Raw genomic sequence first — 14,283 nt, 5'->3', positions numbered from 1 at the left:
CTTAACTTTAGGTAACAAACAAATAATATTTACGATTATGGACTCGATAAACAAACAACAGCCCGAGGATAATTTTAAAAACCTTGTGGGCGAACAGGCCATCGAAAAGATAAAAGACCTGGCAAAGAAAGCCGGAGGAAGCTTCTTCTGTACCAAAATACGCACGGGCGAACACTTCAATACGCGCCCTATGGCTGCCGAACTGATAGATGACAACGGTACATTCTGGTTTTTGAGTGCCAGCGATTCGCATAAGAATGCAGATATACAGGCCGATCCATCGGTACAGATGCTGTTTCAGGGGTCGTCATACTCTGATTTTCTTACGCTTTATGGTAAGGCAACTATAAGTGTTGACAGGCAAAAGATTGATGAGCTGTGGGATGCTACCATGAAAATCTGGTTTACCGAGGGTAAAGATGACCCGCGCATTACTGTAATTAAGTTTGTGCCTACAGATGGTTATTACTGGGACACCAAACATAATATGCTGGTAGCGCTGGCAAAACGTACCTATGGTGCCATAGTAGGCGAAACCTTTGATGATAGTGTAGAGGGTAAAATACTTCCTTAATACAAATAAACGATACTATTAAAGCCACGAATTACTCGAATTTCACTAACCTGATTTGTGAAATCCGAGTAATTCGTGGCTTTGTTTTTACTGATGCTCTTTGTATCTGTGTAATGAGTATTATCCGAATGCATTCTTGTCTACTGCCAGTGTCACTTCGCTATTTACAGCCAGTTCTTTTTGGTTCTCAAAAAAGATAACCTGCCTGCCCAGCGCACCTTTTACCAGGTAACGGTTGCCTTTAAAATAGCATTGCTTTACCACCACATTTAGCGGGCCACCATCGGCTACCATTAGCTGGTGGGGGTAAATAAGTACAGTTTCGTCAGGGTTTTGGGTAAGTGTAAGCAGCTCTAGTTTTATTTCGTTTACCTCTCCAAAAAGCGATGCGGTATATTTATCGCCGGGGTTAAAGTATATTTTTTTGCTGGGTGCTTTATCCAGCATGTTGCCATTTTTAATAACAATGGTTTCATCTGCAAAAGAAAGCGCATCAGTACTATCGTGCGTGGCTACAATTACTGTTACATTCTTGCCTTTAAGATACGCAAACAAGTTGCGGCGCAGGGCATTTTTCCTGAAGTTATCTATATGGCTAAAAGGTTCATCTAGTAATAATACTTCAGGTTCCAGTGCCAGTACCTTTGCCAGAGCTATGCGCTGTTGCTGCCCACCGCTTAAAAATTTCACCTTGGTGTCTGCAAAGGCTTCCATTTCTACAATTTGTAATAGTTCGGCTATGCGTTGTTGTTTTTGCTCCATATAAATGTTGCTCAAAAAACTACCCACATTTTCGGCAGCGGTAGTGTAGGGCATAAGGTCAAAATCCTGGGCAAGGTATTTCATGTAAGGCATTCCGGGCACCAGGTTATGCTTAGGGCCGGTTACGGTTTCGCCTTTGTAAGTTATTTCACCGCCGTCAAGGTCATAAAGGCCGTAGATAACTTTAAGCAGTGTGCTTTTGCCACAGCCGCTTTCGCCAATAACGGCAATGTTTTGTCCCGTTTTTACGGTAAAGTTTATATTGTGTAGTATGGTGGTTTCGGTATAACCGAAAGATATGTTTTTAACTGCAAGCATCCTCTGGAAAAATTGTTTTGCAAAAGTATTCAATTACTTACAATACAAAGGTGGCAGTTAACAAAATAATAAGGGCGGCCACTAAAAATGCTCGCCCTTAAAAAAAACCTAACCAATAAAATAAAACACACTTTGCGAACCCTCTCATTTTCTTTCTCATAAGGGTGTTTTCAGTTATACTTACGTAATAATTTGTACGATGGATTTAAAAAAAGAGGGGGAAATGCATTTTTAAGTGTTAAAGTTATAGGCCAAACTTTAAGAAGGCATTAACCATAATGCTAAAATAAAAGATTGATTAATTCCGTTTTTAAAAATACACTAATTTCATGGTGCTGAAATTCTGAATATGATAAAAAAGTCTAAAATACTGATTGCTTTAATGTTGGGCTTAACGGGTGCTGGTTTTGCGCAAAACCATTTCAATCAATATTCTATTGAAGGTGGTTATGGCTTTAATTATGCCCGTAACCCAGAGCTGAACGGCTTTAACCATTTTGACCTTGGGTTTAGGTATATGGCAAATGAATACTGGGGTGCTAAGGCAGACTACGGTTATGATATGTTTAAATCTAAAGACGGGCTTGATAATAATACGACGCTAAACAGGGTATCGGTGCAGGCGGTTTATAATATAGGCCGGCTGCTGAGTTTTAATGACATTGCATCGCGTACTTTTAATGTGCTATTACACGGCGGGGCAGGTATAACCATTTTAAAAACGGAGCCCGGCGAAACCGATAAGCTGGGGAACTTTATCATTGGTGGTACGGCACAGTTTTATGTTAGTCCGCAGTTTGCCCTTACGGGTGATGTTTCCGGTATTATAAACTTCAAGCAGAATTATGGCTTTAATGGTGTAAAAACCCCTGACGAATTCACGGGTAAAATGCTAACGGTGTCTGCAGGTATTACCTATTACTTTGGGCGTAATAAATCTACGTCGGACTGGAGGTAAATGTATTTGTCCTGAATATGAAATAAATAAGCGGCTGCCCAAAAAGGCAGCCGCTTGTGTTTTTTAGCAGGATGATTCACGGAGTATATAATAAGGATGCAACTATATTTACGTAAAATAAGTTGTTTTGGTTTAGAGAATAATTGTTTTCTCTCCTTGATCTTCTCTTCGGGCCATCGTGCGGATATATCTTTTATTCTCCCCCTCAGGCCTCCTTATCGGCAGGATGACAAAGCGCACCGCAAATTCGCGAAGATCTGCGATTGCGCAGCATCTGCGTCATCTGCGTTCCCTTTAAATCCATCACACCGTTTTCTGATCAATATGGCAAGGTACGTTTTGTCATGCTGACGATAGGAAGCATCTCAATGATTGATTTATGGTAAAGGTAAAAAGTAAGATCCTTCAACTCCGCTGCGCTGCGTTCAGGATGACAAAATGCACGGCTGGTGGGAGAGGAACCCGCATATCCATAAACCAGAAACCAAAGACAAATCTCTGGATACAAAAAAGAGAGGCTGCTTATACAACAACCTCTCTTTAGATATAAAAATAGAATACGAGAATAACCTATTGTTTTCCGGCTTCTTTTTGGGCATCCTGCACCATTTTTTCGTTTGCAGTAATAGCAAACTCTACACGCCTGTTTTTAGCCCTTCCTTCGGGGGTGTCGTTAGTAGCAATTGGATCTGCTTCGCCTTTACCTGCGGTTACAAACCTGCCGGAAGTAAGGCCTTTAGTGCTTAAGTACTGTTGTACAGATGCAGCCCTTTGCTCGCTCAGTTTCAGGTTGTATTCGTCAGAACCGCTACTGTCTGTATAACCAAATATCTGGATGTTAGTGTCAGGATATTCGTTGAATACAGATACCAGTTTATCAAGGTTTGCTTTAGCCTTTGCAGTAAGTGATGCCTTGTTAAGGTCAAAATTTACCGAGTTTTCGCCCAATGTAAGTTTGATACCTTCGCCCACCCTTTCAACTTCAGCACCCGGAAGCGCCGTTTCAATTTTCTGGGCCTGCTTATCCATCCTGTTACCAATAACGCCACCTACAGTACCACCCACGGCACCGCCAATGATAGCACCCAGTGCAGTATTACCGCCTTTGCCCAGGTTATTGCCCAGGATACCGCCTATAACGGCACCACCCACAGCACCTGCGGCTGCGCCACGCTGTGTGTTATTAGTATTCTTAACAGCCTCACACGACGTGAAGCCTATACTGCCCACAAATGCAATTGCAAGGGCAAAAATCCTGATATTTTTCATGATGCTTATTTTTAGTGTTTTATTGATTCTTAGATTTTTGTAAAGTTGTAAGTAACAGCTACGGTTTTGCCGCCCACAGTTACGTTATCTACTAACTGGAAAGAATTTTCCGTTTGGTTTTGTATGGTAAGAATATATCCTTCTGTTACCCTTTTTGCTTTTTGGCCTTCAGTAATCTTCAGGTTAAAAGTACCTGCTTTAGTTACCGTCCATACAATAGGGCTGCTAAAAGACGGGCATCCGCCTACGGTACTGTTAAGCGTCATGGTACCTTTATTGTTGTTAGAGATAAAATTCCAGGAGCTGCCTTCAAAGCATTTAGAGTCGGCTACATCAAAAGATGTTACTTTAATATATTCGCTACCCGGGTAGGTTACGCTGTTAATAGCCCAGTTACCTTTTAGCGCCACCTGGCCTTTTTGGTCAAGCGACCCGCATGAGGCAAATAATACAAGCATCATGCATAATGACAATAGTTTTTTCATAATAAATAATTTCTGTTTAGGTTATGTGCTTTAAACGCTTTTTCTAAGTATAAAGATACAGCGATTGCCGTGAGATTTACAAGGATTATGCTAAATATTTAACAGGAATAACTTTATGTTTAAATAAATTTTCCTGCATCGGAAGTTGTTGAAATAACTGATTTTAAAGAAATTTCAGCCAGGTCAGTAATATTTATAAAAGGCGTATTAATCTTTTCTTAAATCTATATTACGTTAACAAACGTGCACAGTCTTGTCGGGTAAAATGCCAATTTGTCACAGCAGGCAGTTTGGTACTTAATTTGACTTATAAGAGCAAAACGAACAATAAAAACCGTAATACTATGACAACAGGAAAAATTAATGTTTCGGTAGAAAACATATTTCCCTTAATCAAGAAATTTTTATACAGCGACCACGAAATCTTTTTACGCGAACTGGTAAGTAATGCCACAGATGCTACACTTAAGCTAAAGCACCTTACTAATATAGGTGAGGCCAGTGTAGAATATGGCAACCCGGTTATTGAGGTTAAGATTGATAAAGAAGGTAAGAAACTTCACATTATCGACCAGGGTCTTGGTATGACGGGCGAAGAAGTAGAGAAATACATCAACCAGGTAGCATTTTCAGGAGCTGAAGAGTTTCTTGAAAAATATAAGGATTCTGCCAAAGATTCAGGTATCATCGGTCATTTCGGCCTTGGTTTCTACTCTGCGTTTATGGTGGCAGAAAAAGTTGAGATCATTACCAAGTCGTATAAAGACGAACCTGCGGTACATTGGATTTGCGACGGTAGCCCGGAGTTTACCCTGGAGCCTGCAGACAAAACTACACGCGGTACAGAGATCATCCTGAATATTGCCGAAGATTCGCTTGACTTTTTAGAGGAATCTAAAATTCGCGAACTGCTTAAAAAGTATAACAAGTTTATGCCGGTGCCTATTAAATTTGGTACCCATACAGAAACCCTTCCTACACCTGAGGATGCAGGGGCTGATTACCAGCCTGAGGAAGTTGAGGTTGATACCATCATCAACAACCCTAACCCGGCCTGGACGAAACAGCCTGCTGACCTTACTGAGGAAGACTATAAAAACTTTTACCACGAACTATATCCAACACAGTTTGAGGAACCGTTGTTTAACATTCACCTTAATGTAGACTATCCGTTTAACCTTACCGGTATTTTGTACTTCCCTAAATTATCGTCTGACCTGCAGGTGCAGAAAGACAAGATACAGCTGTATCAGAACCAGGTATTTGTTACCGATAATGTGGAAGGTATTGTACCGGAATTCCTTACCATGCTGCGCGGTGTTATCGACAGCCCGGACATTCCGCTAAACGTATCGCGTTCATACCTGCAGGCAGACGGCGCGGTTAAAAAAATATCAAACTACATTACCCGTAAGGTAGCTGATAAATTAAAATCGCTGTTCTCTGAAAACCGTGAGGATTTTGAGCAAAAATGGAACGACATCAAGATCGTATTAGAATATGGCATGCTAAGCGAGCCTAAATTCTATGAAAAATCGGGCGCATTCGTATTATACCCTACAGTAGATGGTAAATTCTTTACCCTTGAAGAGCTTAAAGAGCAGCTTGCCGCTAACCAGACGGATAAAGATGGTAAGCTTGTATTGCTGTATGCTTCTAATAAAGATGTGCAGCATAGCTATATCGCCGAAGCAAGGGATAAGGGGTATGAAGTACTGCTTCTTGATTCGCCAATTGTGTCGCACCTTATCCAGAAACTGGAGGCCGATAACGACAAGGTTACCTTTGTGCGCGTTGACTCTGATACGGTAGACAAGCTTATCGCAAAAGACGAAGAGCAGATTAGCAAACTGAGCGACGAGGAAAAAGACAAACTAAAATCGCAGCTTGAGGCCGTGGTTCCTGGCCAAAGCTATACAGTGCAGCTTGAAGCTATGGATAGTAACGCAGCACCATTCCGCATTACACAGCCGGAGTTTATGCGCCGTATGAAGGAGATGAGCCAAAGCGGCGGTGGCGGTATGTTTGGTATGGGTAATTTCCCTGAAATGTATAACCTTGTGGTAAATACAAACAGCGAACTTGCCGGTAACATACTTAATGCCGATGATAGCAACCGTGAGGCTATTGTTAAGCAGGCGCTAGACCTTGCTAAACTAAGTCAGAATCTGCTGAAAGGCGAAGAGCTTACCGCTTTTGTAAAAAGAAGCTTTGAACTGATAAAGTAATTGATATTTAGATTATAGATGTCAGATAATTGATATAAACCCGTAGCTGAAAGGCTGCGGGTTTTTTTATGTGCATTTTTGTCATCCTGAACGTAGCGCAGCGAAGGATCTCATTATAAGTAAAGCTTTCTTTTTGTTTTCCTCTACGAAGGAGAGGGAGCAGCTTCACTCAGATGTCTTGTTAGTGACTTAAGCTCATTTTCTCAATGATTATTACGAACTGTACCCGTCCGTTGGCTCCCCTCTCCTTTGGAGAGGGGCTGGGGGTGAGGTCTAATGGGTTTCAATTTTAACACCCTTCCTTCCTCAGCATGACAAACCGATATTGTCATCCTGAACGCAGCGCAGCGTAGTGAAGGATCTCAATTATAAGTATCCATACTGTACCCGTCCGTTGGCTCCCCTCTCCTTTGGAGAGGGGCTGGGGGTGAGGTCTAATGGGTTTCAATTTTAACACCCTTCCTTCCTCAGCATGACAAACCGATATTGTCATCCTGAACGCAGCGCAGCGTAGTGAAGGATCTCAATTATAAGTATCCATACTGTACCCGTCCGTTGGCTCCCCTCTCCTTCGGAGAGGGGTTGGGGGTGAGGCCTATTCGACATACTTCCTCCCTCAGCATGAAAAACCGTGTGCCGTCATCCTAAATCTGCGTAAATCTGCCTCATCCGCGTTATCCGCGTGCCATCTATCTCTTTTAACAAAACATTTAAAACCACTCTTTTCAACACCTACCCAAAATATACTTATCTTTGCACGCTTAAAAAAAATTATAACCCATGGCTTTATCCCATATCATTACCAACCACATACAAAATGCGGTTAAGGAACTGTTTGACATCACACTTGAAAAAGTAGAGCTTCAGGCTACCCGAAGGGATTTTGAGGGCGATATTACGGTGGTTATTTTTCCGTTGCTAAAGCTGCTTAAGGGCAACCCGGTAGAACTTGGTAACAAAATAGGGCAGTACCTGGTAGGGCATGCAGGTATTGTAAACAAGTTTAATGTAGTAGCGGGTTTTCTTAACCTTGTTATTGCAGACAGCTACTATGTTGATTTTTTTAACGGCATAAAAGCCGACGAGAACTTTGGCTTTGCCCCGGTTAAAGAAGATGGTAAAGCGGTAATGGTAGAGTATGCTTCGCCAAATACCAACAAACCCCTGCACCTTGGCCACGTGCGTAATGTACTGTTAGGCTATTCGGTTGCACAGGTACTAAAAGCATCGGGTACTAAGGTGTATAAAACGCAGGTGGTAAACGACCGTGGTATACATATTTGTAAAAGTATGCTGGTTTACCAAAAATGGCATGCGAACGAAACGCCGGAAAGTGAAAATTTGAAAGGAGATAAGCTTGTAGGTAAATACTATGTAGAATTTGAAAAGGAATTACAAAATCAAGTTAAGCCAATTATAGAGAAATTTAATAATTCTGATTTTTCTGAATTTCCTGAACTTGGAGAGAAAGTGTCACCGATTGTATTAGAAATAGCTAAGCTTAAAAATATACTTGAACAAAACAAGGGTAAATTCCAATTACCGGATAGCTTGAAAAAAGATGCTATTGCTGAAATTTTTGAAACAGAATCATCATTTTCGGAACTTAATAAAAATATCCGAAATGATAAGTCGCAAGATATTACTGAAAAAGATAAATCAGAGATTGAAAAGCTAATCAAGCCGTTAGTAACTCTTGAGACTAAAATCGGCGATAAAATTTCAGAACTTAAAGAGATTGCAAAAAAACAGACTGCTATTCTAAAAGAAGCCCAACAAATGCTTCTTGACTGGGAAGCCGGTAAGCCTGAAGTAATCCAATTATGGGAAACCATGAACAGCTGGGTATATGCCGGTTTTGATGCAACCTTTGCTGAAATAGGTGTAGACTTTGATAAAAATTATTACGAGAGCAATACCTACCTTTTAGGTAAAGATGTTGTAGAAGAAGGCCTTGCAAAAGGTGTTTTCGAAAAAGACCCTGACGGTTCGGTATGGATCGACCTTACATCAGACGGGCTTGACCGTAAGATCGTGTTGCGTTCAGATGGTACATCGGTATACATCACTCAGGATATTGGTACCGCTATTCAGCGTGTTAAAGATTTTCCTGATGTGGGCGGTATGGTATATACTGTGGGTAACGAGCAGGATTATCACTTTAAAGTGCTGTTTCTTATCCTTAAAAAACTTGGTTTCGACTGGGCAGAGCACCTGTACCACCTGTCTTACGGCATGGTAGATTTACCTTCGGGTAAAATGAAAAGCCGTGAAGGTACCGTGGTAGATGCTGACGACCTGATGGCTGAAATGATAGAAACGGCACAAAATATCTCAGAAGAGTTAGGTAAACTGGAAGGCTACTCTGTTGAAGAAAAAGCAGGTCTGTATAAAATCATTGGCCTTGGTGCGCTTAAATATCAGATGCTAAAGGTAGATCCTAAAAAGAGGATATTGTTTGACCCTAAAGATTCCATTGACTTTAATGGAGATTCTGGGCCATTTATACAAATGTCTTATGTAAGGACAAGGTCTATTTTGCGTAAAGCTGATTCTTTATCACTGGTAGATACCGTTACAGATGTTCAGCTTCATCCAAAAGAAAAAGAATTATTGAAACAGCTTGAGATGTATCCGCTTGTAATAAGTAATGCTGCATCGTCATACAGCCCTGCGCTAATTGCTAACTATGCTTATGATCTTGCAAAGGAATTTAGTTCATTCTACCAAAGTGTTCCCGTATTGGGCACAGAGGTGCAGAACGAAAAAATATTTCGTGTGCAGCTAAGCAAAAAAGTAGGCGAAACCATTAAATCGGCATTTGGGCTATTGGGCATTGGCGTGCCTGAGCGCATGTAATTCCACATCCATAACCTACAAAAAACGTGAGCGAGAACAAGCCCTACTTTTTTAAGTCGTATGCCATAGTGGTTATCTCGGTAATCGCCATGCTGTTTTTTAAGAGCATACTCCCTGAAAAAATACTTACCGAAACCACCGGCAACACTAAAAATGTGGCGGTAGACAGCCTTATGCTCGAAGCCGTGCAGGAGGCGGGCGATACCGTAGCCGAAAAAGATACACTAAGCAATACAAAGATTACCTTTGAGGAAACCTATGGTGTAAAGTTTCCGCCGGAAAGCTTTGAGAATTATAAAGGTTACCAGCACTTGATACGCTTTTATGAAAAGTTGATGCAACTCGAAAAAACAGGCCAGGGTAATGTGCGCATTGCCTACTTTGGCGACTCGATGACCGATGGCGACATGATCGTGAAAGACCTGCGTACCAGCCTTCAGGCGCGTTTTGGGGGTGAGGGTGTAGGCTTTGTAAGCATCGCATCAGAGTCGGCGCCATCGCGCAATACCATTACACACCAGTTTGCATCCAACTGGAAAACCCAGAGCTACCTTAATGTAAAAAGCCCTACAAAGCCTTTTGGTGTTAACGGTCGCGTGTTCTTTGCAAAACACGACAGCCTTAACCCCGCATGGGTAAAATACAAAGCAGTTAACTTTGGGCACATAAGTTCGTTGCCATCGCCTACACTTTTCTACGGGCGTAGTGGTAATACACAGGCAACCATAAGGGTATATGCGGGTAACGATACCATTACCAAAAAGCTTAACCCATCTGGTACGTTAAACACGCTGAAACTCGGTGACAACTATAAAAGCTTTAAAGCCGATTTTATAAAGTCTGACAGCATACCATTCTATGGCTTTAGCTTTGATGATGGGCGTGGCGTACACGTTGATAACTTTAGTACCCGTGGTAACTCCGGCATACCAAACGGCAGTTTTAATACTGCGCTCATGAAGGCGTTTAATGATAAGCTGGGGTACGATCTTATTGTACTGCAATATGGTACAAACATACTGAACAACGGTTCGCTTAAATATACCTGGTATGAAAAGCGTATGGAAAAGGTAGTAGCCCACCTGCGCGAATGTTTCCCCGGTGTTACAATACTGGTAATTTCTACCGCAGATAAGTCGACAAAATACGGTACAGAGATGAAAACCGATTCTGCCGTAGTGCCTGTAGCGCTCGCCCAAAAACGCTATGCCGTTAAGAGCGAAGCATCTTATATTAACCTGTATAGCCTTATGGGCGGCGATGGCTCTATGGTTAAGTGGGTAGAGCAGGATCCTGCTTTGGCCAATAAAGATTATACGCATTTTAACTTCCGCGGAAGCAAGAAAGTGTCCGACCTTATTTACGGACAGCTTAATGAAGGTTACGAAAAATATAAAAAACTGCGCGGTGGCAAAACCCTGCCGCCAGATCCTGAACCTGTAGCGCCTTTGCCTGCACCGGTTACAACAAAACCTGCCGCAGATTCGTTTAAGACAGTAGCACCGGTAAGTCCGCCGGTAAAAACAACGTCGCAGTTTCCTGCTGCTACACCTATAAAACAGCTTCCGGCAAAAACGCCGCAGCCGGTAACAAAACCTGCGCAAGCTACAAGGCAAACACCTGTGGGTACGGCAAAACCGGCAGAGAAAAAACCTGAGGTAACGCCGCAAACAATAACTACTAAAGCAGATACCACGAGTGCGCAGTAATCTTATAGCCATATTACTATTGCTTTTCACTTTTACTGTGAAAGCGCAGGTTGATACCACAGAGGTGGTTATCGACAGTGTGGCTGTAGATACACTTGACTTTGATGATGAGGTAGAAATGGTGGGCGATAACGTTATTACCAATACATCATCGCTTAAACTGTTTTTTGAAAAGCTGTCTCTTATGGAGCAACAAAAGGCCGGTAAGGTAAATATTGTGCACATTGGCGATAGCCATATCCAGGCCGACCTGATGACCAACTACATCCGTAAGCGTTTACAGGAAATGTATGGCAATGGCGGCGGCGGCTTTACGTTTCCGCACCAGCTGGCAAAGACAAATGGCAGCTATAACACCCGTTTTACGAGTAATGCCTCTTGGCAGGTGCGCAGGGTTATTTATCCTGTAGAGGCGGGTATGGAAGTAGGCCTTAGTGGCATTGTCCTGAAAACCCGTGAGGATTTTGCCGTAGAGCTAAACGTGCGCGATTCGGCTTACGATTTTAATACCATAAAAATTATCACGCCGGGTAATGAGCCCGACTTTGATGTGGCTACAAGCAGTAAAACCATAGTGCTTGAAAGTACTGTGCCTAAAAAAGTTACCCACCGCATTAAAAGCGGGGAGGTACTGGGCAGCATTGCAGATAAATACAATGTAAGCGTAACCCAACTTAAAAAGATGAACGGCCTTAAGACAGACCGTATCCGTGCGGGTAAAACGCTAAAGATACCTACCGGCGAAATGCAAAAGCGGGAGGTGCGGCGTTCTGAGTTTATTCCGCTTGCGTTGCAGTCCGATTCGCTTTCGCATTATTACCACAGTAGTACTGCGCTTGATAAAATTTACCTGTTGCCAAACAAAGGGCAAAAAGAATATTCACTTAGCGGGCTGGTGCTCGAAAATGATGCGCCCGGCCTGTTGTACCATGCTATTGGTGTAAATGGTGCTAAGGCTTCAGATTATAATAAGTACCCGCTGTTCTTTAAGCAACTGCCGGCATTACAGCCCGACCTGGTTGTGATATCATTAGGTACTAACGAATCTTTTGACAAGACCGGTGCAGAAGGGTTTCTAATACAGCTTAACCAGTTCATAAGCAGCGTTAAGGCGGAATGTCCTGATGCCTGCATACTGGTAATGACCCCGCCGCCATCGCTCTTCCGCAGGAAGTACCCTAATACCATAGCGGCGGCTTATGCGAAAAGCATTGCCGAACAGGAAGCCGAAAAAAACTATGCTACCTGGGATATGTACACCGAAATGGGTGGGCTGTATGGTGTACCCCGCAACGCAAAGCGTGGCATAATAGGGGGAGACCGCGTGCACTATACTAAAGACGGATATGAAAAACAGGGCCGTCTTTTTAGCGAAGCCTTTGTAAAAGCATATGATAATTTTAAAACCAACAGGGATAAATAATGCAGCTTAACGATTTTTTGCCGCAAATAACCGCCGAAAACCTGCATAGCTGGTTTTTATATGATGCTAAGGAGCCAATGTTGTTTAATACAACTAAGTTCCTGAGGCTGTTTCTTATATTCTACTTTATCTACGCACTTATAAGGGATAATTTCCGGACAAGGATTGTTTTTACGGCAGCTTTCTCCATCTACTTTTATTACCTGTGTAGTGAGCGCTATTTTTTGCTGCTCATACTCTCCAGCGTGGTTGATTATACGCTGAGCTACTTTTTGTACCGTGAAGAACGCGATGTGCAGCGAAAGGTATACCTGTGGTTTAGTGTTATTGTAAACCTTACCTTTTTGGGATACTTTAAATACAGTAACTTTATTATAGATACCGTAAATACTGCTGCCGGTACGCACTATAGTTTCCTTAAAGTAATACTGCCGGTAGGTATATCGTTCTATACATTCCAGTCCATCAGTTACATTATCGAGATTTACCGTAAAGAAATTACCCCGGCTAAGAATTACCTTGATTACCTGTTCTTTGTGTCGTTCTTTCCGCAACTGGTTGCAGGGCCTATAGTACGAGCCAAAGATTTTATTCCGCAGATATACGCTAAGCTAAACCTAACCCGCGAAGATGTAAACCGTGCGTTGTTCCTTATCATTGGGGGGCTTATCAAAAAAACGGTAATATCAGATTATATCTCCATCAACTTTGTAGACCGGGTGTTTGATATGCCTAATGCCTACACCGCTTTTGAAAACCTTATGGCGGCTTACGGTTACACTATACAGATATATTGCGATTTCTCAGGCTATAGTGATATGGCCATAGGTATAGCATTGCTATTAGGCTTCAGGCTGCCTACCAACTTCCTTACGCCTTATAAATCTGCCAGCATTACAGAGTTTTGGCGCAGGTGGCACATCTCGCTTTCTACGTGGCTAAAAGATTTTCTTTATATATCAGTAGGGGGTAACAGGCATGGCTCATTTGCGGGGTTTTTATTCCCGGCGTTGTTTTTCTTCGGGCTTGTAGTGTTTGGTATCAACTTTTCGCGTACCAGTAACATACCGCTTATATTGGCAGTAGCGGGAGTGGTAGCATTTACCATGACGTTTATGCTATCCAGGCAAAGAGAAAAAACCATGTATACCAATGTAAACCTTATGACTACCATGCTCCTTGGCGGTTTATGGCACGGCGCAAGCCTGAGGTTTATTATTTGGGGTGGCCTGCATGGCATTGCCCTTGCGGTACATAAAATATGGATAGAATTTTTCCCTCCTAAAAATGATAATAAGAAAACCCTGGGAAGTGCTGTATGGAAAGTTATTGCCGTATTGCTTACATTTCATTTCGTAGCTTTCTGCTGGATATTTTTCCGTGCTAAAGACTTTGGCATAGCGTTAGATCTTATCAGTAATATAGGTAAGGTAACCTTTGAGCCCGATCATTGGAAAACCATTGCCCTGGGTTATAAAAATGTGTTTATCCTGATGGCTATAGGCTATGTGTGGCATTTCCTGCCGCAAAGCTTTACAGATTTTATGGAGCGTACCTTTGGCGCATTGGCATGGCCACTAAAAGGCATAATCTTAGGCCTTGTTTTCTGGCTTGTATATGCAGCCGCAGCCGCAGGGCCACAGCCATTTATATATTTTCAGTTTTAAATATAACATTCTGGTAAAAAATAGTTGGTTT

9 protein-coding genes and 2 pseudogenes are annotated in these 14,283 nt (G+C 42.2%); 8 read left to right on the top strand and 3 right to left on the bottom strand.

Annotated elements, in window-relative coordinates:
- The first annotated feature begins 37 nt into the window (after positions 1-37).
- The gene (locus tag DYH63_RS14105) at positions 38-574 is read left to right on the top strand and encodes a pyridoxamine 5'-phosphate oxidase family protein (RefSeq protein WP_116789410.1); all 537 of its coding nucleotides are present in this window, start codon (positions 38-40) and stop codon (positions 572-574) included.
- A gap of 120 nt (positions 575-694) precedes the next feature.
- On the opposite strand, the gene DYH63_RS14100 is transcribed toward DYH63_RS14105, so the two are convergent.
- A complete protein-coding gene (locus tag DYH63_RS14100) occupies positions 695-1,654 on the bottom strand; it encodes an ABC transporter ATP-binding protein (protein ID WP_116789409.1) in 960 nt (319 codons plus the stop codon).
- Positions 1,655-2,003: 349 nt separating this feature from the next.
- On the opposite strand from DYH63_RS14100, the gene DYH63_RS14095 reads away from it, so the two are divergent.
- Complete coding sequence (locus tag DYH63_RS14095) at positions 2,004-2,612, top strand: outer membrane beta-barrel protein (protein ID WP_116789408.1); 609 nt, start codon at positions 2,004-2,006, stop codon at positions 2,610-2,612.
- A gap of 570 nt (positions 2,613-3,182) precedes the next feature.
- On the opposite strand, the gene DYH63_RS14090 is transcribed toward DYH63_RS14095, so the two are convergent.
- Together DYH63_RS14090 and DYH63_RS14085 are read right to left on the bottom strand one after the other, a co-directional pair.
- A complete protein-coding gene (locus tag DYH63_RS14090; protein WP_116789407.1) occupies positions 3,183-3,881 on the bottom strand; it encodes a YiaD family glycine zipper/OmpA-like lipoprotein in 699 nt (232 codons plus the stop codon).
- A 29-nt stretch (positions 3,882-3,910) separates the two neighbouring features.
- Positions 3,911-4,366 carry a lipocalin family protein gene (locus DYH63_RS14085; RefSeq protein WP_240409008.1) on the bottom strand — a complete coding sequence of 152 codons (456 nt, stop codon included), beginning with the start codon at positions 4,364-4,366 and terminating at the stop codon, positions 3,911-3,913.
- Positions 4,367-4,710: 344 nt separating this feature from the next.
- Between DYH63_RS14085 and htpG the strand changes: the two genes are divergently transcribed.
- From htpG to DYH63_RS14060, 6 genes and pseudogenes are all read left to right on the top strand, one after another.
- Positions 4,711-6,594, top strand: a complete 1,884-nt coding sequence (gene htpG / locus DYH63_RS14080) for a molecular chaperone HtpG (RefSeq protein WP_116790844.1) — start codon at positions 4,711-4,713, stop codon at positions 6,592-6,594.
- 780 nt (positions 6,595-7,374) lie between these two features.
- Positions 7,375-8,097, top strand: a pseudogene (gene argS, locus DYH63_RS21795) (arginine--tRNA ligase domain-containing protein); the annotation flags it as partial.
- 153 nt (positions 8,098-8,250) lie between these two features.
- Positions 8,251-9,453: pseudogene (argS, locus tag DYH63_RS21790) on the top strand (arginine--tRNA ligase); the annotation flags it as partial.
- 26 nt (positions 9,454-9,479) lie between these two features.
- Positions 9,480-11,162 carry an SGNH/GDSL hydrolase family protein gene (locus DYH63_RS14070; RefSeq protein ID WP_240409006.1) on the top strand — a complete coding sequence of 561 codons (1,683 nt, stop codon included), beginning with the start codon at positions 9,480-9,482 and terminating at the stop codon, positions 11,160-11,162.
- The gene (locus DYH63_RS14065) at positions 11,152-12,585 is read left to right on the top strand and encodes a GDSL-type esterase/lipase family protein (protein ID WP_240409004.1); all 1,434 of its coding nucleotides are present in this window, start codon (positions 11,152-11,154) and stop codon (positions 12,583-12,585) included. Before DYH63_RS14070 ends, DYH63_RS14065 begins: the two co-directional genes overlap by 11 nt.
- Positions 12,585-14,252 carry an MBOAT family O-acyltransferase gene (locus DYH63_RS14060; protein WP_116789403.1) on the top strand — a complete coding sequence of 556 codons (1,668 nt, stop codon included), beginning with the start codon at positions 12,585-12,587 and terminating at the stop codon, positions 14,250-14,252. Before DYH63_RS14065 ends, DYH63_RS14060 begins: the two co-directional genes overlap by 1 nt.
- Positions 14,253-14,283 lie beyond the last annotated feature (31 nt).

The sequence above is a fragment of the Flavobacterium psychrotrophum genome, from assembly GCF_003403075.1.
GTDB classification, from domain to species: domain Bacteria; phylum Bacteroidota; class Bacteroidia; order Flavobacteriales; family Flavobacteriaceae; genus Flavobacterium; species Flavobacterium psychrotrophum.
This window is presented reverse-complemented; position numbering and strand designations above follow the sequence as displayed.

Excerpts from the sequence above, each read along its gene's own strand:
- DYH63_RS14060 (WP_116789403.1), top strand. The coding sequence starts at position 12,585 with ATGCAGCTTAACGATTTTTTGCCGCAAATAACCGCCGAAAACCTGCAT.
- htpG (WP_116790844.1), top strand. The coding sequence starts at position 4,711 with ATGACAACAGGAAAAATTAATGTTTCGGTAGAAAACATATTTCCCTTA.
- DYH63_RS14090 (WP_116789407.1), bottom strand. The coding sequence starts at position 3,881 with ATGAAAAATATCAGGATTTTTGCCCTTGCAATTGCATTTGTGGGCAGT.
- DYH63_RS14100 (WP_116789409.1), bottom strand. The coding sequence starts at position 1,654 with ATGCTTGCAGTTAAAAACATATCTTTCGGTTATACCGAAACCACCATA.
- DYH63_RS14105 (WP_116789410.1), top strand. The coding sequence starts at position 38 with ATGGACTCGATAAACAAACAACAGCCCGAGGATAATTTTAAAAACCTT.
- DYH63_RS14095 (WP_116789408.1), top strand. The coding sequence starts at position 2,004 with ATGATAAAAAAGTCTAAAATACTGATTGCTTTAATGTTGGGCTTAACG.
- DYH63_RS14085 (WP_240409008.1), bottom strand. The coding sequence starts at position 4,366 with ATGAAAAAACTATTGTCATTATGCATGATGCTTGTATTATTTGCCTCA.